Raw genomic sequence first — 23,512 nt, 5'->3', positions numbered from 1 at the left:
TGCGTAACGTGCCGGGATTACCCCGCCGAGGATGCTTCTCACCGTGAGCGAAGGAGGTCAGCGCGCATGACCGACGACGAGAGTACTACTGCGGCTGCGGATCTTGCGAAGCGCCTGCGGCTGTTACTCGATGTTGCGATCGCCGAGACCGGCACCGAGCCGACCTACTCACAGATTGCGGCGTTTCTCCGGGATCGCGGGACCAACCTGTCGAGGTCGCGCTGGACCTACATGGTCAACGGGCACCGGTACGTTCAGGACCCCGCCGTCTTTGCCGGGCTTGCAGCGTTCTTCGATGTCGACACTGACTTCTTGATCGGCGCGAACGACGCCGTAGTTCCCGAGAAGGTCAGCGCCCAACTCGACCTCGTGCGCTCGATGCGCGCGGCGAAGGTGAAGTCCTACGCGGCGCGCACTCTTGGAGATATCTCACCGAAGGCACTCCAAGCCATCAGCAAGTTCTTGGATGAGGAAATGACGCATACAGGCCAGCAATAGCGGCGTCGCTCATGTAGCCGAGTCGATGCCGCGAAGTGCCCTCGAAGGAGGTGAGCGCACCGTGAATATCGAACAGGTCGTTCAGACGGCCGTCTCGGATCTTGCCCTCGGCAGTGTCTTCACATTCGACGATCTCTACGGTGTCGTGCAGCAACGCAGGGGGCGCCGCCTTCGTATCGTCGAGCTTGCCGAGATCGGCGATCATGACGGACTCTGCGCGGTCTGGCTCACGACCGACGAAGACGACATCATCATCCACGCACGCACTGACTCCGCCCTGCATCGCCAGCAGTTCGTGTTGCACGAACTGTCGCATATGATCCTGGGCCACTGCGACGGCGACGAGTGCACAGAGGCGGACGTGCTCCTCCCTGACATTCCTCCGCACACTCGCGCCCGTTTGCTCAGGCGGCAGGATCTTGATTCCGACACCGAGATTGCTGCGGAGTCCCTCGCAGACCGGCTCGCGGCAGGGATCCGAGGTTCCGCTTTCGCGGAGTCTCGCTACTTCGAGGTCTTCGGATGATCCAGACGCTCGTTGCGGTCTTGATGTGGGTTCTCGTAGCGAGCCTGCTGATCCTGCGACGCGGGCGCCCCGACCGAAGTATCACCTACGCATCCCTGACAATCGCGATCGCGATGACTCTCAATGTGGATGCGATCTACCTGGCCGTTGATCCGGTCTTCGGCGGAACGAACATCACGACTCTGCTTTCCGACGCGCTCTTGATGATTGGGCTCTTCTTCCTGGGCCGCGCGGCGATGAAGGCTGGTGAGTATCGTCCCCGGCTGGTGCGAGCCGCCGTCGGGCGCCCCGCGCTGATCCTTGCCCTGGTCACGACGACGGCGTTGTTCTTCTTCATCGACCGAGGGGCGTCGACCGCGACATTCATGCTTGACCTCGGCGACCAACCGGTAACGGCCGCCTACTCAATGATCGGCTTCACCTACTGCGGCATCGTCCTGGCGGCCATGCTCGCGTTGGCTACCCGTCAGCTCGGCGTTGCTACCGGAATCCAGCGCATCCCCGCATTCCTTCTGCTCCTTGGCTCGGCGTGCGGCGTGGGTTTGGCCGTCGTGGTCCTTGTGATGGATGTCGCACACGTCGCGGGTCACCTGGAACTGATGCGCATGTTCGGCGAAGCATACGGGCCGCTCTCGCTGCTCACTTTCCTGTTCTTGTGCGCCGGGTTCGCGGGCCAACCAGTTGTCCGATCGCTGCGTGATCGCTCTCGACGCGCGCAGATAGCGCAGATTGTGGAGGAGCTGGAGCCGCTCTGGCAGCGAGCCACGAGCGTGCGCCCCGGGCTCAGCGGCACCGACGCGCTTGGAGCCAGCCTCAACGATCCTGAAGGACGATTGCACCGCGAAGTGGTTGAGATTCGCGACGCCATGATCGACCCGCGCGTGACATTCGAAGTGACGCCTACTGAAGTAGCTCTCCTGAAACGGGCTGAGGCGCAACTTCTGGGGCTCGACTCGGGCGTGGTGCGCGAAGGTTTGCGCGCGGATCGTGGCGACAACAGTTGGGAGCGTACATGAAGCGACAGCTCGCGATCGGCGGCGCCATGGTCGGTGCTGCTGGTGCAGCCCTGGGATGGACGATCGCGCGGAAGCTCACGGCACCAGTCGGGCCACGCCGTTTCAACCTGACCTTGCGAGGCGTTGAGATCAATGGTGATCGCCAACTTCTTCTGCTCGATCGCACTGGCGATACCGAAGCGCCCGGCACCTACAATCTCTGGTTTGAACGCGGTGGATGGGCGCAACTCGGCAACGAAGTTGAGGATCGTGGCCAAAACCTAGTCGCCCGCATCGTCGTTGGAGTGTCCCCAGGATTCACCCCGCGAGCTAGTGATCGAGCGTCGTGGAGCGGCATCTACTTCGCGACACCCGAGGACGCCGGGCTCGTTGCCCGCGACATCACGATCAGGACGCCGGTTGGTTCGGCACCTGCATGGCGCGTCGATGGCCACACATCGACCTGGGCGATTCACCTCCACGGTCTGGGCAGCCCCCGAACGGGCACGCTCCGCGGTGTACAGGTCGCGACGCAACTGGGGCTTACGTCGCTCGTGGTGAGTTACCGTAACGATGGTGAAGGGCCTACCGTGGGGGCCGGTCGCTCCACGCTCGGCGCCGCCGAAACCGAAGACGTCGAGGCCGCGATAGGATACGCGGTTCGCAGAGGAGCCGAACGGATCGTCCTGTTCGGCTGGTCTATGGGCGCCGCAATCGCGCTGCAGCTTGCGACACGGTCGGACTATGGGCCGCAGATAGTCGGACTTGTCCTGGATTCACCCGTGCTTAACTGGATTGAGGTCATCAAGGCCAACTGCAATCGTGCCCGGCTCCCTTCCAGTCTTGGGCTGCTCGCGGTCCCGTGGCTGACCAATGCTCAGCTCTCCAGACTGACCGGAGTCGCGTGCCAGATCCCGTTCCGCGAATCAGATTGGATTGCGCGTGCCGACGAACTCTCTGTGCCGACGCTGATCCTTCACGGGGCTGACGACGATTCAGTTCCCATCAATACTTCGTCCGCGCTCGCAGGGAAGCGGCCGGACCTCGTGCAGCTGGAGAGCTTCAATGCGGGTCACACGCTGGCGTGGAACTCGGACACAGAACGTTGGAGGGCGACCGTCTCAGCATGGCTCTCCGGCCATCTCGCCGTCTGAAACACTGTCTTGGCGTCGCACACTGGATTACACCCGGAAAAACCCTACTCAGCTCGGTAGTACTCCGATAGCATCTGAGTGACTGCCCATGCGGGCTGAGAGGGAGGACCAACGTGACCGAGCCGTGGCTGTCTGCCGACGACATCGCCTCTCATCTTGGTGTCACCAAGGACACCGTCTACGCCTGGATCGCCGACAAGAGCATGCCTGCCCACAAAATCGGGCGCCTCTGGAAGTTCCAAGCGACGGAGGTCGATGACTGGGTCCGCCGTGGCGGTGCAGCCGCACCCGAGGAGACCGCACCCTCCTAACTACCCGCGCGACACGCCGCCACCGCCATCAATGTCGGTGGTCATTCATACCCTGATCTACTGCCCATTTTCGAAAGGAGGCCCTATGCGTCACAGTGCAGATAGTCGTTACTCGCTGTCATTCACTACTGGTGGCCTCCTTGCGCGGGAGGCCGCCGTCTTGGCGCCCGTGTACGGCAAACTTCGCGACTGGGCAAAGGTCCGAGACACCGCAGTTGAGGAGAACCTCCTACAGGCCAGAACTCACAGCACTGGTGTCCGGCGTGTGCGCGAGACCCTCAACCGTCTGTCGGTGCTCTCCGAGCGTGAACTTGAGATCCTCGCCGATGTCACGGCCACCGAGCGCGGCCATTTGATGTGGGCCGCAGCATGTCGCCGGTACCAACTCATTGGAGAGTTCGCGGAGGAGGTGCTCCATGAGCGATTTCTCACCTTGGCAGGCAACGTGTCGTACGAGGACTATGACACCTTCTATCGGGCCAAGGCTATGTGGCATGACGAACTGGACGACGTCACAGACCTGTCCTACAAGAAGCTTCGACAGGTGCTGTTCAAGATGATGGTCGAGGCCGGGCTTGTGTCTAAACAGGGCGCCATCGAGCCTGTGCTGCTCTCTGCCCGCGTGACCGAATGCCTCACCGAGCGCTCGCCAAGCGACATCCGCTTCTTCCCGACGAGGACGGTCTGATGCCACTGCAATCTAAGCCCAAGTTGGCCGACCAAGAGGCTCACCTCTTCAAGGTCCTTAGCAGCGAACGATTTCTCAAGATGGAGGGCCTCGGCAATGAGGTCGCCCACTTCATCTACGATTACGACCCGTCGTGGGCGCTTGACGTCGCGCAGGCGAAGAAACGCATCAAGACCAAGCTCGACACCGAGCTGGGGATCAAGGTTTTCGAAATCAACCTCTATGACTTGTGTGTTGATCTGCTCAAGAAGCGCAACGTCTGGGATCGAGTTCTTGCTGCTGAGCCGACGATGGACAAACCAGAGTTCCTCAAGATGCTGCAGAACATGCTTGACCCGCAGATGCATCTCGCCCCTGCGATCAAGGAGCTGATGGCGGCCGAGTCATTCCAGATCCTCTTCCTTACCGGAATCGGCGAGGTGTTCCCGTTTGTGCGCTCGCACACCGTGCTCAACAACCTGCAGACCGTCGTATCCGACAAGCCGATGCTGATGTTTTTCCCTGGCCGATACGAGGTGTCAGCCACTCAGGGCTCAGCCCTGGTCCTCTTCGGCCAGCTCAAAGATGACTCCTTCTACCGCGCCAAGCGCATTCTCGACCAGGAAGCATGACCCGATGAAACTTAACGAGATCTTCCTCAAAGACGTCACTCGCTCGATCGAGGGTGTCGTCAAAGCCGATGACGCTGACCACCTCGGCATCGAAGTCGAGGAGTATGTCTTTACCAACGACGCTGCCAAGGGTGTTGCGCCGCTACTGGAGGAGTACACCAACTACACAAACGCCAACGGCGTGTGGATCTCGGGCTTCTTCGGCTCCGGTAAGTCCCACCTGTTGAAAATGCTCGCACACCTCCTCGGCGACGTCGAAGGCCAGGCCTTTGCGCGCGAAAAAGTTGCAGAGAGTTTCCTCGCCAAGACCGACGACGCAATGCTTAGCGCCTCTTTGAAGAAAGCAGCGTCCATCCCCGCCAAGAGCCTGCTGTTCAACATTGACCAGAAGGCGACCCTGATCGCAAAGGACCAGACTGACGCACTGCTCAAGGTGTTCGTCAAAGTGTTTGATGAGAGTCGCGGATACTTCGGTAACGACGGCGCCGTCGCCCGCTTCGAGGAAGACCTCGATAAGCGCGGCCAGTATGACGCGTTCAAGGCAGCGTTTGCGAGGATCGCCGGGATTGACTGGTCGCAAGGGCGCGAGCAGACCGCACTTGAAGGCCACAACATCGACAAGGCATTCGCTGAAGTAAATGGCGAGGCGAATCCAGGCATCATCGCCCAGTACCAGAAGTCGTACGCAGTCTCGATCGAAGACTTCGCGACGTCTGTGAAGGCATGGATTGACACGCAGGAGCCAGGTTTCCGACTCAACTTCTTCGTCGACGAGGTCGGCCAGTTCATCGCCGACGACGTCAAACTCATGCTCAACCTCCAAACCATCGCCGAGTCCCTCAACACCAAGTGCAAGGGCCGGTCGTGGGTCTTCGTAACTTCGCAGGAAGACATGGACAAGGTCATCGGCGACCGTACGAGGCAACAGGGGAACGACTTCTCCAAGATCCAGGCTCGTTTCAGCACCAAGGTCAAGCTCACTAGCCAAGACGTCGAAGAAGTCATCAGCAAGCGTCTGCTGGAGAAGAACGACGCTGGAACGACCGCATTGAAGGCGATCCATTCCACGCAGGCGGCGAACTTCCCGACCATCTTCAACTTCGTCGACGGCGCGAAAACCTACCGCAACTACGTGGACGAAACGCGCTTCATCAACACGTATCCGTTTGTCACCTACCAAATTCCGATGTTCCAGGCCGCAATCGAGGGCCTGTCCGACCACAACATGTTCGAGGGCAAGAACAGCTCGGTCGGTGAGCGCTCGATGCTCGGCGTGGTCCAGGAAGTTGCCAAGCGCATCGGAAACGAGCAGGTTGGTTACCTTGCAACCTTCGACCAGATGTTCGCCGGAATCAGCGCGGCACTGAAGTCGGCAGCTCAGAGTGCCATTCTCCAGGCTGAGAAGCACTTGCCTGACCCAAGCTCGGATGTCACAATCCTCGCGAATCGCCTGCTGAAGGCGCTGTTCCTGGTGAAGTACGTCGACACCTTCAAAGCGACTCCCCGTAACCTCACCGTGCTCGTTTATGACCGCTTCGGGCTCGACCTCACGGGACTGGGCAAGCAGGTGCAGGAGGCGCTCAACCTGCTGGAAGCGCAATCGTATGTTCAGCGGAACGGCAACATCTACGAGTACCTCACCAATGAGGAGCAGGAGATTGAAAAGGAGATCAAGGCGGTCGACGTTGACTCCTCCGAGGTCTCGAGCAAGCTCTTCCGGTACCTTTCTTCCGACATTCTCAAGAGCAACAAACTCAAGTACGCCAAGAACGGCCAAGACTTCTCGTTTGGTTACAAGCTCGATGACATTCCGCAGGGAAATCAGCGTGAGCTGACGATCCACTTCATCACTCCCGAGACCAGCTACAGCGATTCCGAGATCGCGGCACAGAGCATGGGTCGGGACGAGCTGCGGGTGTTCCTTGGTCGCGACAAGCGGTTGCTTGCCGACTTGCGACTGCTGCTGAAGACGGAGAAGTACACCAAGCAGCGCACCAATTCCGGTGCTACTCCCTCAATGCAGGCGATCCTGCAGTCCAAGCAGTTACTCAACACCGACCGCGAGAAGGAACTCATCGAGCGCCTTCGCCAGGCTGTGGGCAGAGCCCAGTTGATTATCAATGCCGCCGAGGTCACGTCCAGTTCGCACGACGCTCTCACGCGCGTGACCGGCGGGTTCCAGGAACTCGTGAGTCGCACATATACCAGCCTGGGTTTGCTCGGCGGAAAGGTGTTCCCTGAGCAGCAGGTTGCGAGTGCGGTGCAGAACGACGGAGGTCTCTTCGACGCGGCGACGCTCAGCGCGCTGAACTCGCCGGGTACTGAGATGGAGTCTTGGATCATCACCCAGACTGGCCTCGGAGAACAAGTGACGGTCAAGAAAATCGTCGACCGCTTCGAGACCAAGCCTTACGGCTGGGACCTCGGCTCAATCGAGGTTGTGCTCGGGTGGCTCGTGGGAAACGGCAGGGTGGCGCTGAGTGTCGATTCCAACCCGGTGGTTCGGACCGAAGCAGCTTCCCTGATCCGCAATACAGGAAAGCACCAGCACGTGGTCGTTGCTCCGCAGAAGGCCTATGACCAGGCGAAGGTCGCCGCATTCAAGAAGTTCTGCACCGACTTCTTTGACGAAGCCGCAGTACCGTCCGACGCCACCGAGTTAGCCAGGTTTGGCAAGGACAAGCTCGCGGCGAGGCGTGACGAACTAGCTGCCCTTGTGGGCAGCAGCCGGTACCCGTTCACAAGTCAACTCTCCAATGTTGTCGTTCTTCTCGACGACGTCGTCGGCAAGCAGGTCGATTGGTACCTCAACGACTTCGACAGGGCCGATGAGCTGCTCGAAGCCAAGGAGGACTTGATCGACCCCATCAAGTCCTTCCTCAACGGGCAGCAGGCGAAGATCTTCGACGAAGCACAGACTCTTCTGAACACTAACTCCGGAAATCTCGGCTCGCTTCCGGCAGGTAGCGCCGAGCGGGTCAAGGAACTACTTTCGGATGCCAACGCCTTCCGTGGCAACAAGATGAACCAACTCAAGGTGGCAGCCGACGCTTTGAGGAGCCAGATTGACGACGTTGTGGCCGAAAAGCGTGCCGCCGTCATTGCAGCGATCGAAGGGCGTAAGACCGAAATCCTTGGTAGCTCGTACTACGCCAACGCCCCGACAGCGGCACAGGAGAGCGTGATTAGACGAATCGACGCCATCCTCGCGCGACTCAGCAATGAAACGCAGGTCGCGATCATCCTCCAGACGGGAGCGACCTTTGAACAGGACGATTACCCGGCATTGCTGAGTCAACTTGTTGAGTCACAGCAAGGCGAGGACGGCGACACCCCGCAGCCGAAGCCGATGGTTTCGGTGAAGACAATAAGCGCCCCTGGCGTTGCCGGTGTCCTCGAATCTGAATCGGATGTCGATAACTACCTGGCCGCTTTGCGGACCGCGCTGGTTGCGACCCTTAACGACGGAAAGCGAATCACGCTCTGATGGATACAACCCTCCTTAAATCCTTTGCTGCTTCATCGCGTACAGAACTTATCCGCGAAGTGGCCGCGCGCATCACAGCGGTTCTTGCCCAGGGGTCGCCCGAGCGTGTTGAGCAGCCGAGAGCTGTGTCGGAACTGGAACGCGCGATTTCCGCGGGAGGCGGTGGCGACAAGGGCAAAGCACACGTGGCCGACAAGGTCGCCTACACCTGGTTCAACCGCATCATCGCCCTTCGATTCATGGATGCGAATGGATACACAGGGATTGGCGTCGTTTCACCCGCGGCAGACCAGGTCGGCCAGCCCGAGATTCTCGCTGCCGCTAAACGTGGACAACTCGACGGTGACGTGGTCAAGAGTGCAAACGCGGCCACCATTAGGGGGCTCCTCAACGGTACCCGCCAGCCCCGCCCCGGTGTCGATGCCCAAGCCGAAGCCTATTCGCTGCTGCTCGCGGACTACTGCCGCTACTGGAACCGGGCGATGCCGTTCATGTTCGAGCGCGAAGGGGACTTCACCGAACTGCTGATCCCCGCGAACGTTCTCGCCGAAGACTCTGTCCTGAGCCGTGCCGTGAATGTGCTGACTGAGAACGTCTGCCAAGACGTCGAAGTCATCGGCTGGCTCTACCAGTTCTATATCTCCGAACGTAAAGATGAGGTCTTCGCCGGGTTCAAGAAGAACAAGAAAGCAGGGGCCGACGAGATCCCTGCCGCCACTCAGCTCTTCACCCCGCACTGGATCGTCCGCTACCTCGTTGAAAACTCCGTCGGTCGCCTATGGATGCTCAACCACCCTGAGTCACGCCTCGTTGACCAGATGGACTACTACATCGCTCCAGTCGACGAGGAAACAGACTTCCTCAAGATCACCAGGCCCGAAGAGCTTACGGTGATCGACCCGGCCTGTGGGTCGGGACACATGCTCACCTATGCCTTTGACCTCCTGTACGCGATCTACGAGGAGGAGGGTTACACCCCGTCGCAGATTCCGGGACTGATCCTCACGAATAACCTCTATGGCACTGAAATTGACCCGCGTGCGGGTGCCTTGGCTGCGTTCGCCCTGACGATGAAGGCCGCCGCCAAACGCAAGCTATTCCTCAAGAACCCCGTCGCCCCAAAGATCTGCGTGCTCGAACCGGTCTCCTTCTCCGCTGACGAACTGAACTACCTAGTAACAGAGGATGGCGACCGGCACGCAGAGGAAGCGTTCTGGAACCAGTTCGCCGAGGCAGACACCGTCGGGTCCCTTATCCAGCCCGACCCTGTTCTGACCGCGAGGCTCACCCAATACCTCGCAACGCTCGACGACCAAGGCGATATTCTCCACGCCGATGCTCTGGCTCGGGCCGAACGCGTCATCGAGCAGGCCGGTTACTTGACGCCGCGCTACTCGGTTGTGGTGGCCAATCCGCCCTACATGGGCAGCGGAAACATGGGGCCGGTCCTGGGTGACATTCTGAAGCGGAAATACCCTCGATACAAGCAGGACCTCTATGCATGCTTCGTAAAGCGCGGGCTTGACTGGGTAGCTCAGGGCGGAGTGGTAGCGGCCGTTACGGGCGACACATGGATGTTCATCAAGTCGTTTGAAGAGTTTCGCAAGGAAGTCCTCCAGAGGGCCGCGTTCTCAAGCTTCATTCACGTGCACGACTCTGGAAACCTGCCCTCGAAGTTCGGTGCAAACTCGGCTTTCGTGCTCACAGTTGGCGGTGACCCGGCAACACACGTGCCCTTCATCATGACGTCACGACCCGGGGTTGAGGCAAAACGACAACAAATCGAGGCAGCGCTATCTGGTGGAGCGCTTGATGAAAACTGGTTCGTGGGGAGCACTGCGAAGTTCCTTGAGATTCCGGGTTACCCGATCGCATTCCGCCTTGCAGATGAGTTGGTCGGCCTGTTGGCTGGGCCGATCCCGATGTCCAAGCGTCTTCCTGCTGTGGCCGGCATCTCCACTGGAAGCAATGATAGGTTCTTTCGTCTTTGGCATGAGGTGTCGTGGGGGCGGACTGGTGGTGGTTCGATGGCGCGACCTTGGGCGCCACACCATAAGGGGGGACCGGAACGACGTTGGTATGGAAACGTCTCGCATGTTCTTCGGTACAACACCGCGGCAGTAGCCGAGATGGAGCGGCTTCCCGGGTTCCGGCACGATGGAAATGCAAGCTATTTCCAGCCTCATATCGGGTGGTCCGCGCTGACCAGTTCACGTCCGAGTTTCCGCATGATCGAGGCTGGCCACACGTTTGGCAGCGGTAGCAAGGCGATTATTGGTGAGCGAGTTGAGTTGCTGAATGCCCTCGCGGTCTTGAACTCCAAGATGGCGGCGGAGCTGCTCAGCGCTCTGAGCCCAACGATGAACTTCGAGGTAGGGAGTATAGGACGCCTGCCGACGATGGGAACTGAGTCTGTTGCACTGGAGAACCTCGTCGAGGCCGCGATCAGTCTGGCCAAGGAGGACTGGGATGATAACGAGCTTTCGATGGGCTTCCGTCTATCGCCTCTCCTCGGGCGGGGGGCTTCAGTGCGCGGCGCGCTGGACAACTATGCTGCTGCTTGCGCCGAACGCGAGCAGAGGTTGTCGGAAGTCGAAGCACGAATCGAAGTCGAGGTAAGCAAAGCTTTCGGTTTGAACGAGCCGATGACTCGCTTGCCGAAGATGGAGAGTCGCCTTGCTGCTCGCGAGCAAACTCTGGCGTTGGTTTCATACTTCGTTGGCTGCGCGTTCGGCCGTTACAGTCTCGATGAGCCCGGGCTGATCCTCGCCGATCAAGGAGCGACTTTGGAGGACTACCTGGCGAACGTCCCGTCGCCGAGGTTCAGGCCGGACGCAGACAACGTGATTCCGATCGTGGATGGCGATTGGTTCGAGGACGATATTGTCGGGCGGTTCCGCCAGTTTTTGCGGGCGGCATTCGGCAAGCAGCACTTCGACGAGAACCTGCAGTTCGTCACCGAGTCACTCGGAGTGAAGCGCCTTAGAGACTACTTCGTGAAGTCTTTCTACAAGGACCACATTCAGCGTTACAAGAAGCGCCCCATCTACTGGCTGTTTTCCAGCCCTAAGGGCTCGTTCAACGCGCTGATTTACATGCACCGCTACACCCCCTCAACGGTCTCGACGGTGCTGACCTACCTGCGTGAGTATGTAACCAAGTTGGAGTCGGCGTTGCAGCAGGCTGAGCGTGCTGGGAACGCGAAGGAAGCGGATCGGCTCCGAAAGGTTCTTGTTGAGCTGAACGAGTATGAGCACGACACGCTCTTCCCGAAGGCATCCGAGAACGTCGTGATCGACCTCGACGATGGTGTGAAGGTGAATTACCCGAAGTTCGGTGCTGCGCTTAAGAAGATTCCGGGACTGGAGGCAGCGAGTGACTGATCTGACCTCCGTCCAGGATGCACTTCAAAGCCGACTTGCCTCCCAACGGGTGGTGTTCTGGCACGATCCCATTGAGGAGTACACCGCCGACCTCGATGCGCTCGATCTTGGCGGGGTCGACGTCATCCGCGTTCAGGACGACGAGTTTGGGGTGAAGGGGACGATTCTCGCTGATCACACCGCCAAGTACCTCGTCTACCGCTCCGGCGTCATCCCACACGGAACAGCGAACTGGTTACTTGACCTCGAATTGGCATACGGGGTCTTTACCGCAGACAGGACCTCCATGCTCCAGCAGGAGCTAGGCCTCAGTGACCCTGCTTTGCTACCGGTAATCGAAGAGCACCAGAAGTTCTTCGCTGCAAATAGTCGTAAGCAGGCGCTGGCGAAGCTATTGAATGACGGCGATGACGCGGCGCTCCTTCGCGCCAAAATGTGCCAGGTGCTTGTCAAAGCATCCGGCAACAAGCTGACCGACATCGTGCGCGAACTCCTGGTTGAGAACGCGGCGGGAAAGCACGCCAAGTTCGATGATCTTGTGACTTTTGGTCTCAGCCAGTTCTTCTGGGACGGGCTAGCGAGCATTTATAAGTACGAGAGCACGACCCCGACAATTGACGACTTTGTTCTGTGGATGTTCAGCCGTGCGATCGAGGACTTTTCATCGACGACCCCTGACGAGTTCCGCAACATCCGCAGCGATTTCAACGCCCTGCGCTACGACGTTCGCACGCAGGACGTGATGACAACACTCGCGTCACGCGCTTCCGACGCGCTCGACGTCAAGACGAGGATTGAGCATCGCGGCTACCGTGAGTTGGCCAAGATCACGATCTTCGAAGAGATCGACCGCAAGGTGATTGTTGATCTCGCTTCGGCCGTTGCTACCCAGTCGGTGACGCCCCGCGAGGTTGCCGATATTGTCAGACGGCGGCAGCACAGTCTGTGGAGTGCAAAGTACACCAAGCTCTACAAGGCCATCCGAAGTGCATCCGAGCTACTTACAGAGATCGCCGGTTTGCCGCATGCAATCGCTACGTCCGACATCGGGCTGGAGAAGTATCAGTCTGACTGGTTCCGCATTGACCAGCACTACCGCTGGTTCACCTACGCTCACCAGACCGCTGACTTTCAAAAGCCACTCGAAGCGCTCAAAGCCGAGGTCGATAAGCAATATGCCAACAAGTACCTCTACGACTTCGGGGGGCGATGGCAGCAGGCAATTGAGTCTATGAACGAGTGGAAGTCAGCTGCTCTCGCACCGCAGGCTAAATTCTATGACCACTACGTCGCTCCCGTCGTTAAGGACGGGCGCACGAAGGTGGTCGTCATCATCTCTGATGGCATGCGTTACGAGGTCGGTGAGGAACTCGCTTCGACGATCCGTAGCGAGAACCGATTCGATGCCTCCCTCTCGGCCGTGCTCGGCTCGTTGCCGAGTTATACCCAGCTCGGTATGGCGTCGCTGCTACCGCAGTCGAGCCTCGAACTCGACCCCGTAGGCCTGCCGGTGCTGGCGGACGGGAAGCCGACGAACGGAACCGCGAACCGCGACAAGATTCTGCAATCAGTCAAAGGGCATGCCATCACGGCCGCCCAAGTTCTGGCGATGCCGGGAAGCGAGCTTCGTGAGCTTTACACGAAGCACCAGATCTTCTACGTCTACCACGACCGCATTGATGCCGCGGGAGATTCGGCCTCAACCGAGCGAACTGTCTTCGAGGCCGCTGAAGAGACATTGCGCGAGCTGCTCCAACTCGTGAAGAAGTGGACGAACGCGAACGCCACGAACATCCTGATCACCGCCGATCATGGGTTCCTCTACCAGGACATCCCGCTGGAGCAGGCCTACTACCTCTCCGAGAGTCCGCAGGGGGACGCGGTCACCAAGACCAACCGTCGCTATGTTCTGGGGAGGTCGCTGAAGCCCTCCCCGTCTTTCATGACGTTCACCTCGGCACAAGTGGGGCTCGTGGGGGACATCGACATTCAGATTCCGAAGGCGATCCACCGCATTCCGCAACCCGGTGCTGGTACCCGATATGTTCACGGCGGTGCATCGCTCCAGGAGATCGTGGTCCCAGTGATCACGGTCAATAAGAAGCGTAAGAGCGACGTCCGGCACGTCAATGTCGACCTCATGCCCGAGACTGACAAGATCACCACCGGTCAGCTCGCAGTCAAATTGCTTCAGCGTGAAGCGGTAACTGACAAGATCCGACCTCGCCAAGTGCGCCTCGGCCTTTACGTTGGCGACACGCTGATTTCTGACCAGCCCATCCTCACGTTTGACAGTGCATCTGACGACCAGCGCGACCGGTACCAGAAGTCTGTGTTGTATCTGACCCAGGACGCTGACCAGTACAACAACCGACCCGTCGAGCTGCGCCTCGAAGAGCCGATCCCTAACACGACTCAATGGAAGTTGCTCTCGAAGGGGAACTACACCATCAAGCGGTCGTTCACGACAGATTTCGACTTCTAGGAGAGCCATGACGAACCTCGAAGATGCGCTCGGCGGGATCGACGTTCTCGCCGACGCTGATAAGACCGATACTGCTCCAACCAAGTCAGCTCTCGACGACAAGATCAACGAGCACTTCGCTGGTGCCGTCGTCCGTAAGGACCTCGTCAAGGCGGTCAAGGGCAACGCAATCGTGCCCTCCTACGTGCTTGAGTACCTGCTCGGCCAGTACGCGGCATCCGATGACGAAGCGACGATCCAAGCAGGCATCGAGACCGTCAGGAAGATCCTTGCGGAGCACTACGTGCACCGTAATGAGTCGGAACTGGTGAAGTCCAAGATCAAGGAGCGAGGCCGCTATAGGATCATCGACAAGGTCAGTGTCGCACTCAACGAGAAAGACGATGTCTACCAGGCCACATTCGCCAATCTCGGGATCAGTGGCGTCATCGTCGACTCTGCAACCATCGGTGCTCACCCGAAGTTGCTCGTCGGTGGAGTCTGGTGCCTGTGCGATGTCGAGTACTTCCATACTGAAGATGCGCGCCTTTCCCCTTGGATCTTGGGCTCTCTCAAGCCGATCCAGATGTCGAACTTCGATTACGACGGGTATCTCGATGCGCGCGCGAAGTTCACGACGGACGAGTGGATCGATCTGCTACTCCAGTCCATCGGATTCGACCCCGAGATGTTTGGGCGCCGCGGGAAGCTCTTGCAACTGGTGCGGCTGATCCCATTCGTCGAGCGCAACTACAACCTCGTTGAGCTGGGGCCCAAGGGTACGGGCAAGTCGCACATCTACTCCGAGTTCTCTCCACACGGCATGCTCATCTCGGGTGGAGAAGTGACAGTACCGAAGCTGTTCGTGAACAACTCCAATGGCCGACTTGGCCTCGTTGGGTACTGGGATGTTGTCGCGTTCGACGAGTTCGCCGGTAAGAAGAAGCGCACAGATAAAGCGCTTGTGGACATTATGAAGAACTACATGGCGAACAAGTCGTTCTCCCGCGGTGTGGAGACACTCGGCGCCGAGGCATCCATGGTGTTCGTCGGCAATACGTCGCACACAGTGCCATACATGCTCAAGCACTCAGACCTGTTCGACGAGCTGCCTGAGAGTTACCATGACCCGGCGTTCCTTGACCGGTTGCACTTCTACATCCCCGGATGGGAGGTTGACACCATCCGCAGCGAGATGTTCTCCAGTGGCTACGGATTCGTCGTCGACTACATCGCCGAAGTTCTCAAGTCGATGCGGAACCTCGACTACTCCGACCGCTACCAGCAGTACTTCACTCTCGGCTCGGACATCTCGACCCGTGACCGAGACGGCATCCACAAGACATTCTCGGGACTGATGAAGCTGCTCTATCCGCACGAGCAGGCAACCGCCGAGGAAGTCGAGGAGATCCTGCGCTTCGCGGTCGAGGGGCGTAAGCGCGTGAAGGACCAGATTTTGCGCATCGATGCGACGATGGCGGACGTACGGTTCGGGTACGAGCCGATCGGCGGCGGCTGGAAACCTGTGACGACGCTAGAGGAGGACGAGTTTCCGACGTACTACCGTTCGCGACGAACCGCTTCCAGCGGTGCCGGTGCTGATGCAGATATGGGCGTTGAGGCCGCGGGGGCTGACAGGGGCAGTGAAGGCTCGTTGCCTCGCGTGGATCTGGCTACTGGTACTGATGTTCAGATTGAAGCCGAAGTGCCCGAGCCGAAGCTCTTCGAAGGACACCGTGACTTCGCTGAGAATCAGCGAGGCCTCTCGTACGAGACGCTGCTCATGCCGTACCTGGAGGGTGCGGCTGAGATCGAGCTGCATGACCCGTATGTCCGAATGAGTCATCAGGGCCGCAATCTCGTGGAGCTGCTCGCCATGATTGCGTCGGCGAAGGACCCGGCCGACGAGGTCAACTTCAAGCTATTCACTTTGTTGGAGGAAGAGCCGGAGTACCAGAAGAAGCAGCTGCAGATGCTAAATGAGATCGTGCAGGGTGCTGCGCAGCAAGGCATCAAGGTTGACGTCGCGAAGGACCCCGGCGGTCATGATCGCTGGATCCGTACCGACACGGGTTGGCGCATCAATCTCGGGCGCGGTCTCGACATCTTCCAGAAATCCGACGGCGGCTGGTTCGACTTCGGCAGCAGTCGTCAGGAGTTCCGTCAGGTTCGTGCGTTTGGAATTACCTACATCCGAGAGGATTCATGACGACCGTGAAGGCGAGCGGTGCGGCAGGAGATCCGCAGCAAAGCAAAGTGCGAGTTACACATCTTAGGATTGAGAAGTTCCGCGCGATTGCTAGAGCTGACATCGAACTCGGTGAGACAGTTGCTCTTGTCGGTCAGAACGGTGCAGGCAAGACTTCGATTTTGCGGGCGCTAAACGCGTTCTTCAACTATGACGACGAACGCGATGACTTCCTTGCTGGACGCCATGACTACTCCAGTCGGTCGAACGCAGTTGTTGAAGTTACGTTTGCAGGGCTCAGCGGCCAGGGGCTGCCATCAGTCCGGAGCGGCAGCGACGAAGTACGAGTGAGGCTCAAGGCACGTCGACAAGTAAAGTGGGAGTGTTGGTCGGATGGCAAGTGGCGCGCGGCGCCCACAAACTTGCATCAGATCGTTTCCCAGCACATAACGTATGCCTTCGTGCCAGTGCGCCGAGACCATTCGGTTGCTCATGATCCTGTTACGGGACTTCTACATCGGGCTGTCGAACGCTGGATCGGTGATCATAGCCAGAGGGACACTCTGAGCCCGAAGGTCTTGGAACTAGGTTCCAAGCTCCAATCGAAGACTTTACGTGGTCTACAGGCTCAGTTGAGGTCTTTGGCCCCGATGGATGGAGCGTTCAAGTTCGAACTCGCTTACTCGCTTCCACTGGACTACCGCGTGCTGCTGCAGAATCTGGCTCTCACTGTCAATGAAGGAGGCCAATCGATCCACCTGGCCGATGCGGGGAGTGGGACGCAGAGTATGGCAGTGTTCGCCCTCTATGCGCATCTTGCGAATCTTGAGCACCGAAACTTTATTCTCGGCCTTGAAGAGCCAGAACAGAATTTGCACCCGCAGGCTCAGCAGGAGTTGATGAGAAATCTCGAGACTCTCGAGCTTCAGGTTGTTTTTACAACACACTCGCCAACGATCGTCGACATGCTTGACCATGAGCACGTGGTGTTATGCAAACGAAGGAACGGGCGCACTCGGGAATTGGAAGTCTCTGTATCTCAGATCCAGGCTTCCTTTTTCGAGGACCACGGAATCAATCGGTCCGCATATTACAAGTTCCATCAGCGACGCAACTCGGAATTTTTGTTCGCAGATTTTGTGGTCGTCACTGAAAGCCCGATTGACGCTGCAGTTGTCGAGTACTTGCTCGCGGACAGTGGAAACCCGCCAGACCGCCTCGGGATCAGCATCGTCCCGCTTGACGGCGGCGTCACCCACGGAAGTGTTGATCACATGTACCACTTGCTTCGTGAGCTTGAGATTCCCGCCGCTTTCGTGGTCGACCGAGACTACTTCTTGCCGTATTCAAAGGGGCGGAGAGAAGACAGCATCGATAACAGAGGATTTCCGCAATATGCCGAGGAAGTGCAGCCGAACAGCCTGTTGAACGAAATTGTGGAGAAGCCTAATGAAAGGATCCGGTTGATATCCGACCTTCGCACGAGACCGAGCGCAGCTATGAAGGACTTGATTCCGCGAGGGTTCTTCTGCTTCATGTGGGCTCTGGAAGTTGACCTGGTCAACGCGGAACAGCCTCGCCAACGTCTGTTTGAGATCCTGAACGTTGCGGAGTCTGATCGGACGACCTCGACTCTCTTGGAAAAGAAGAGAAAAGCGATCAAGAAGCAGGAATGCCTACTTCCCGCAATCGCGGGCTTACCCGCTGGTGCGCTCCCGCGTTCCTACCAAGCCCTACGCAGAGAGCTGCCGCGCCTTGCCAAGGAATCTCGCGTTCGCTAACGCCGGAACCCCCACGCGTCTGGCAGATCGAGGTCGTGACTCCTCACGACTGAGTCTTGAAGCACCTTGTTCACCTCCTCCTTGACGGAGGGAAGGTGAGCGCCGGTGACTGTGTCGATGCGATTGATGTCGGCGGGCGACGGCTACAAGTACCTGCTGCGCACCGTCGCCGCCGGGGACGGGGACCGCAGCCTGTCCACACCGCTTACGCGCTATTACAACGCCGATGGGACCCCACCCGGACGCTGGATAGGTAGCGGGCTCGCGGTACTGGGCATCGGTCAGCTCAAAGAAGGCGACGAAGTCACCGAGGCGCAGCTTCAGCTGCTGATCGGAATGGGTCGAGATCCTCTCACGGGTGCGCCGTTGGGCCGCGCTTACCCGCAGTACAAAGCGAAGGCCGAACGTGTCGCTGAGCGAGTTGCGGCACTGGACCCCGGTCTGAATGCGACTGCTCGCGGTCGAGCAGTCGCGGCGATCGAAGCCAAAGAGGCGGAACGCGGCACGCGTCGCGCGGTCGCAGGGTATGACTACACGTTCTCGATTCCGAAGTCAGCGTCGGTGTTGTGGGCAGTCGCCGACGCGGGAACGCAATCGCTCATCGTCGATGCACATCACGCTGCGGTTGCAGAGGTGGTTGCATTCATGGAGCGTGAAGTTGCAGCCACGCGCGCCGGTGCAACCCCCGGCGACGGTGCTGTTGCGCAGGTCGACGTGCGCGGGCTGATCGCGACGGCCTACGACCACTACGACTCACGCGCGGGCGATCCCCACTTGCACACGCACGTCGTCATCAGCAACAAGGTCCAGACCGTGCTCGACAACAAATGGCGCAGCCTGGATAGCCGCCCCATGCACGCGGCAACGGTGGCGCTCTCGGAGCTTCACGAAGCCGTGATCGCCGATCACCTGACCCGGCTCTTCGGCGTCGAATGGGAAACTCGCGACAGGGGACGCGACCGCAACCCGGCATGGACGATCGCGCTAGTCCCGCCAGAACTCGTCGCTGAGTTCTCCTCGCGATCGCGGCACATCGACGAGGAAAAGGACCGTCTCATCGCTGAATACGTGGCGAAGCACGGCAGGCAGCCATCAAGCACGACGATCATCAAGCTGCGGGCGCAAGCGACGCTCGCCACCAGGCCGGAAAAGCAGATCCATTCGCTTGCTGAACTCACCACTCAATGGCGAGAGCGAGCGGGAACGATCCTCGGTGCGGATGCCACGAGCTGGGCTCGACGAGTCACCACGAACGAGGATCCGCTGCTCCTGTGGGCCGATGACGTTCCGCTCGATGTCGTCCAGAGGCTCGGGCAGAGTGTTGTCGCTGTGGTTGGAGAGAAACGTTCAACGTGGCGCCGTTGGAACCTCACGGCTGAGGCTGCGCGCCAGACGATGGGGTATCGGTTCGCGAGCACGCGAGACCGCGAGGCCATCGTCGGATTGGTCGTGGATGCTGCCGAGGCCGTTTCGCTCCGGCTCACGCCGCCCGAGCTGGCTTCGAGCCCGGCCGTCTTCCGCAGGAGCGATGAGTCGTCGGTGTTCCGCCCGAAGAACTCCACGGTGTTCTCGTCGGGTGAACTGCTCGATGCTGAAGGCCGCCTGCTGCTGCTCGCGCGCGAAACGACGGCGCCGACTGTCGCATTGACGATGGTCGAACGCATCGTGCGGAAGCCTGACCGTGAGGGCCGGATGCTGGCTGCGGACCAAGCATCCGCGCTGATAGCTATTGCGGTCTCTGGGAGGGTGATCGACCTTCTGGTCGGCCCGGCGGGTGCAGGAAAGACAACCGCGATGAGCGCACTGCGGCGAGCGTGGGAGAAGAAGTATGGTCAGGGATCTGTCGTCGGGCTCGCGCCATCTTCAAGCGCGGCCCAGGTACTCGCCGACGACCTTGGGATCGCAACGGAAAACACAGCGAAGTGGTGGCAGACCCATCTCCAAACTGGGGAGACGTTCCAGGCTGGGCAGCTCGTCATCATCGACGAGGCCTCGCTTGCAGGAACACTCTCACTTGACCGCATCACCCAGCTTGCCGCCACGGCGGGAGCAAAGGTGCTGCTCGTCGGAGACTTCGCGCAGCTGCAAGCGGTTGACGCGGGTGGAGCGTTCGGGCTCCTCGCGCACGACCGCGATGACGTCGCCGAACTCGTCGATGTTCACCGCTTCACGCACGAGTGGGAGAAACGCGCCTCCCTCGATCTCCGCCACGGCCACACAGAAGTCATCGACACCTACGCCGAGCATGGGCGCATCTTTGAAGGCGATACCGAAGCTATGGTCGATGCCGCCTACGCCGCGTGGCGCGCCGACCTGATCGCGGGGCGTGCGGCGGTGCTCGTCGCTGACTCGAACGAATCCGTCACCGCGCTCAATAACCGTGCGCGAACCGACCTGATCCTCGACGGCACCGTCCGAGGTGCGCGAGAGTCAGAGCTGCACGATGGCACCCACGCAGCGTCCGGCGACATCGTGATCACTCGACGTAACGACCGACGCTTGCGGGCCGGGCGGAGCTGGGTGCGCAACGGTGACCGTTGGAAGGTCGCCGATGTTCGAAGCGACGGCTCAATGCTCGTTCGACGAGAAGGACGCTCCCGGGGATCCGCTGTCCTCTTGCCAGCGGCCTACGTCGCTGAGCATGTCGAACTTGGCTATGCCGTCACTTCCTTCCGGGCGCAAGGCCTCACCACCGATACAGCGCACGTGCTCGTCGATTCGGCGATGACTCGCGAGACGTTCTACGTGGCCATGACAAGGGGCCGTACCGCCAACGTTGCTTATGTCGCAGTCGACAAGCCCGACCCGTCTCACGGGGGACCGCATCCGGGCGACAACGGTGACGCCAACGGTCGCAGCGTGCTCTACGGAGTGCTCCAGCACGTCGGCGCCGAACTCTCCGCACACGAAACGATGGCCGCTGAGCAAGAATCCTGGGGCACGATCGCGCAGCTTGCTGCCGAGTACGAAACGATCGCTGCTGCCGCGCAACGCGATCGTTGGGCATCCCTGGTGCGGACATCGGGCCTCAACGCAGAACAGGCTGACGAAGTCATCGACTCGGATGCTTTTGGACCGTTGACCGCTGAACTGCGCCGAGCCGAAGCCAACCATCACGACCTGGAGGTCCTGCTTCCTCGACTCGTCCACGCTCGTGGTTTCGGCGATGCCGATGATATTGCCGCAGTGCTCCGCCATCGAGTCGCTGTGGCTACTGCGAGGCCAGCGCGCTCGGCCCGTAGGCAGTCGGTGCCCAGGCTGATCGCCGGGCTCATCCCCGAGGCAACTGGCGCTATGAGCCTAGAGATGGAAAAGGCTCTGGCGGAGCGCCGTCACCTGATCGAAGCGCGAGCGGACGCGGTGCTCGTTGCGGCCCTCGCTGACTCGGCGCCGTGGATTGCGGCTCTTGGCGGCGAGCCCGCGGACCCGCAGCGCGCCACCGTCTGGCGTCGAGCAGCGTTCGTGGTCGCCGCCTACCGAGACCGCTATCAGATCACTGCCAACTCCGCGCTCGGTGCACCATCCGACGGGACCCTCCAGAAGATCGACCGAGTCCGAGCCGAAGCGGCTCGACTTGAGATCGAGAATCTGGGCCGGTCGCGCCGCGCCCCGAATCCCGTTGCTACGCTCGAAGCTCGCGGGCTGGGGTTGAGGTAGTGGGTGCTCCCAGTGATGGGTTTGAAAATCTTCGAGCCGCCTAGCTCAGTACCGAACCACTCTGCTGGCTGAAGCGCGGCTGGGCGATCTGGAGGACCGCGTTGTTGTCGCGAGTTCGTCGGCGGCGCTACCTCAGGGTGTGGTCGGCCACCGGCGTACGCGACCTCCAGAGTGCGAACGCGAACGTGGTGGCTACCGCGCCGATACCGGCGAGGATCACAGCGGTCCAGCTCAAGCCCAGCGCCGCGCCGAGCGTTCCCGCGAGCGGGTAGGTAATCATGAAGCAAGCGTGCGACAGCGAGAACTGCGCGGCGAACACGGCTGGCCTGTTCGTCTCATCCGAGTTCCGTCGAAGTAGCCGAGCCGACGGCGTCAGGATCAACGACGTTGCGGCACCAAGGATCGCCCAGATCCCGAACAGGCCCATCCACATGTCCGTGGGAGGCGCCATGCCGATGAGTGAGGCCGCACCCATCAAGCCGACCGGAATCAGTAGCGCACCGAGCAGCATCACCCCACGGTCCGAGAATGTATCGAGCAACTTCGGAGCGATGAGTGCGACGACCATCGACCCGGCCCCGTATGCGGCCAACAAGAGCGCAACATCGGCTTGCGTGCGGCCGAGCTGACCCTGCACGAGCACGACGGTGTTCACGATGACCATCGCGGTCGATGCTGCGACGGTGAGGTTCAACGCGAGAAGGGCACGCAACTCTGTGCTACGCCAGAACGCACGTACACCGCGGGTCAGCTCTGCAAAGAACGGTGCGGGTGGGGCGGGCGTGATCTGCGGGAATGCTGTGATGGTGACCAGCACGGTCGAGATAACGAATCCGATGATCGTTCCGACGAACAAGTTGTTGTAGGTCATCACGGTGAGCAACGCGGCCGCGAGCATCGGGCTCAGCAGCGATTCCAGGTCGTAGGCGAGCCTCGACAGTGACAAGGCACGCGTGTACTGGCGTTCGTCGGGCAGCACTTCAGGGATCACGGCCTGGAATGCTGGCGTGAACGTCGCCGATGCCGACTGCAACAGGAAGATCAGAATGTAGATCTGCCACGCTTCCGTCACGAACGGCAGCCCCACCGCGACGGCCGCACGAACCACGTCGGCAACGATGAGTACCGTCTTCTGGGGGAGCCGGGCAGTCAAGGCAGTGATGACCGGCGACACTGCCACATAGGCGACCATCTTGATCGTCAGCGCCGTACCCAGGATCACTCCCGCGTCGCCACCGGCGATATCGAATGCCAACAACCCCAGCGCCACCGTGAGTAGGCCTGTGCCGAGCAGGGCAATGATCTGGGCAGAGAACAGCTTCGCGTAGGTCGGATTCTTGAGTACTTCAAGCACGACGACCTTCGCGATCCTCGACCGCACCTGTGTGCTTCGACCGGTGGTGCGCGGGATCCGCGTCAATTGCATGCTCGGCCTGATGAATCGCGTCGGTCACTAATCGAATCACGTGCTCATTCGCCAACCGATAAAACACCCGCTGCCCCTCCTGGCGAGTCTCGACAATTCGCGCCATGCGGAGCTTCGCCAAATGCTGCGACACCCCTGCTGGCGCGCGCCCCACGATCTCGACAAGCTCACCAACCGACAGTTCGCCGTCTTGTAAGGCGAGCACGATCCGCACACGGGTGGCATCCGCCAGCATTGCGAACACCTCGACAGCGAGCTCCACATACGGGTGCTGCGGTGAGATAGGAGCATCATCTGCATACATGCTTATATTCTTGATTGCGCAGGTAAATAAGTCAATCCG

Annotated in this window: 15 protein-coding genes; 13 read left to right on the top strand and 2 right to left on the bottom strand. The window is 59.9% G+C overall.

Annotated elements, in window-relative coordinates:
• Window positions 1–66 precede the first annotated feature (66 nt).
• From QSJ60_RS16485 to mobF, 13 genes are all read left to right on the top strand, one after another.
• Window positions 67–498 (top strand): hypothetical protein, encoded by a 432-nt coding sequence (locus tag QSJ60_RS16485; RefSeq protein ID WP_285464591.1) that lies wholly within the window; start codon window positions 67–69, stop codon window positions 496–498.
• Window positions 499–559: 61 nt separating this feature from the next.
• Window positions 560–1,024, top strand: a complete 465-nt coding sequence (locus QSJ60_RS16480; protein ID WP_285464589.1) for a hypothetical protein — start codon at window positions 560–562, stop codon at window positions 1,022–1,024.
• Window positions 1,021–2,040, top strand: coding sequence for a DUF6545 domain-containing protein (locus QSJ60_RS16475; protein ID WP_285464588.1), 1,020 nt, complete (start codon window positions 1,021–1,023; stop codon window positions 2,038–2,040). The genes QSJ60_RS16480 and QSJ60_RS16475 overlap by 4 nt, the downstream gene beginning before the upstream one ends.
• Entirely contained in the window at window positions 2,037–3,173 is a 1,137-nt protein-coding gene (locus QSJ60_RS16470; protein WP_285464586.1) for an alpha/beta hydrolase family protein, read from the top strand. The genes QSJ60_RS16475 and QSJ60_RS16470 overlap by 4 nt, the downstream gene beginning before the upstream one ends.
• Before the next feature lie 113 nt (window positions 3,174–3,286).
• On the top strand, window positions 3,287–3,484 hold the full coding sequence (locus QSJ60_RS16465) for a helix-turn-helix domain-containing protein (RefSeq protein ID WP_285464583.1): 198 nt from the start codon (window positions 3,287–3,289) through the stop codon (window positions 3,482–3,484).
• Window positions 3,429–4,172 carry a DUF1819 family protein gene (locus QSJ60_RS16460; RefSeq protein WP_352230693.1) on the top strand — a complete coding sequence of 248 codons (744 nt, stop codon included), beginning with the start codon at window positions 3,429–3,431 and terminating at the stop codon, window positions 4,170–4,172. Before QSJ60_RS16465 ends, QSJ60_RS16460 begins: the two co-directional genes overlap by 56 nt.
• Window positions 4,172–4,783: a DUF1788 domain-containing protein gene (locus QSJ60_RS16455; protein WP_285464580.1), complete on the top strand. Its 612-nt coding sequence runs from the start codon at window positions 4,172–4,174 to the stop codon at window positions 4,781–4,783. The genes QSJ60_RS16460 and QSJ60_RS16455 overlap by 1 nt, the downstream gene beginning before the upstream one ends.
• Before the next feature lie 4 nt (window positions 4,784–4,787).
• Complete coding sequence (gene brxC, locus QSJ60_RS16450; protein WP_285464579.1) at window positions 4,788–8,270, top strand: BREX system P-loop protein BrxC; 3,483 nt, start codon at window positions 4,788–4,790, stop codon at window positions 8,268–8,270.
• Window positions 8,270–11,653: a BREX-1 system adenine-specific DNA-methyltransferase PglX gene (pglX, locus tag QSJ60_RS16445; protein WP_285464578.1), complete on the top strand. Its 3,384-nt coding sequence runs from the start codon at window positions 8,270–8,272 to the stop codon at window positions 11,651–11,653. Before brxC ends, pglX begins: the two co-directional genes overlap by 1 nt.
• Window positions 11,646–14,138 (top strand): BREX-1 system phosphatase PglZ type A, encoded by a 2,493-nt coding sequence (pglZ, locus tag QSJ60_RS16440; protein WP_285464577.1) that lies wholly within the window; start codon window positions 11,646–11,648, stop codon window positions 14,136–14,138. The genes pglX and pglZ overlap by 8 nt, the downstream gene beginning before the upstream one ends.
• A gap of 7 nt (window positions 14,139–14,145) precedes the next feature.
• Window positions 14,146–16,326, top strand: coding sequence for a BREX system Lon protease-like protein BrxL (gene brxL / locus QSJ60_RS16435; RefSeq protein WP_285464576.1), 2,181 nt, complete (start codon window positions 14,146–14,148; stop codon window positions 16,324–16,326).
• Complete coding sequence (locus QSJ60_RS16430) at window positions 16,323–18,086, top strand: ATP-dependent nuclease (RefSeq protein WP_285464574.1); 1,764 nt, start codon at window positions 16,323–16,325, stop codon at window positions 18,084–18,086. Before brxL ends, QSJ60_RS16430 begins: the two co-directional genes overlap by 4 nt.
• Before the next feature lie 117 nt (window positions 18,087–18,203).
• Entirely contained in the window at window positions 18,204–21,743 is a 3,540-nt protein-coding gene (gene mobF / locus QSJ60_RS16425; RefSeq protein ID WP_285465359.1) for a MobF family relaxase, read from the top strand.
• Window positions 21,744–21,870: 127 nt separating this feature from the next.
• Here mobF and QSJ60_RS16420 read toward each other — a convergent pair whose 3' ends face one another.
• Both QSJ60_RS16420 and QSJ60_RS16415 read right to left on the bottom strand, forming a co-directional pair.
• Window positions 21,871–23,097 (bottom strand): MFS transporter, encoded by a 1,227-nt coding sequence (locus QSJ60_RS16420; protein ID WP_285464572.1) that lies wholly within the window; start codon window positions 23,095–23,097, stop codon window positions 21,871–21,873.
• Complete coding sequence (locus tag QSJ60_RS16415) at window positions 23,090–23,473, bottom strand: ArsR/SmtB family transcription factor (protein ID WP_285464570.1); 384 nt, start codon at window positions 23,471–23,473, stop codon at window positions 23,090–23,092. The genes QSJ60_RS16420 and QSJ60_RS16415 overlap by 8 nt, the downstream gene beginning before the upstream one ends.
• Window positions 23,474–23,512 lie beyond the last annotated feature (39 nt).

It is taken from the genome of Agromyces sp. NBRC 114283, from assembly GCF_030268405.1.
Taxonomy (GTDB): domain Bacteria; phylum Actinomycetota; class Actinomycetes; order Actinomycetales; family Microbacteriaceae; genus Agromyces; species Agromyces mediolanus.
This window is presented reverse-complemented; position numbering and strand designations above follow the sequence as displayed.

What these genes read in the sequence shown, in the direction of transcription:
- QSJ60_RS16485 (WP_285464591.1), top strand. Translation starts at nt 67, where the DNA reads ATGACCGACGACGAGAGTACTACTGCGGCTGCGGATCTTGCGAAGCGC.
- QSJ60_RS16475 (WP_285464588.1), top strand. Translation starts at nt 1,021, where the DNA reads ATGATCCAGACGCTCGTTGCGGTCTTGATGTGGGTTCTCGTAGCGAGC.
- QSJ60_RS16470 (WP_285464586.1), top strand. Translation starts at nt 2,037, where the DNA reads ATGAAGCGACAGCTCGCGATCGGCGGCGCCATGGTCGGTGCTGCTGGT.
- QSJ60_RS16460 (WP_352230693.1), top strand. Translation starts at nt 3,429, where the DNA reads ATGACTGGGTCCGCCGTGGCGGTGCAGCCGCACCCGAGGAGACCGCAC.
- QSJ60_RS16455 (WP_285464580.1), top strand. Translation starts at nt 4,172, where the DNA reads ATGCCACTGCAATCTAAGCCCAAGTTGGCCGACCAAGAGGCTCACCTC.
- brxC (WP_285464579.1), top strand. Translation starts at nt 4,788, where the DNA reads ATGAAACTTAACGAGATCTTCCTCAAAGACGTCACTCGCTCGATCGAG.
- pglX (WP_285464578.1), top strand. Translation starts at nt 8,270, where the DNA reads ATGGATACAACCCTCCTTAAATCCTTTGCTGCTTCATCGCGTACAGAA.
- brxL (WP_285464576.1), top strand. Translation starts at nt 14,146, where the DNA reads ATGACGAACCTCGAAGATGCGCTCGGCGGGATCGACGTTCTCGCCGAC.
- QSJ60_RS16430 (WP_285464574.1), top strand. Translation starts at nt 16,323, where the DNA reads ATGACGACCGTGAAGGCGAGCGGTGCGGCAGGAGATCCGCAGCAAAGC.
- mobF (WP_285465359.1), top strand. Translation starts at nt 18,204, where the DNA reads ATGCGATTGATGTCGGCGGGCGACGGCTACAAGTACCTGCTGCGCACC.
- QSJ60_RS16415 (WP_285464570.1), bottom strand. Translation starts at nt 23,473, where the DNA reads ATGTATGCAGATGATGCTCCTATCTCACCGCAGCACCCGTATGTGGAG.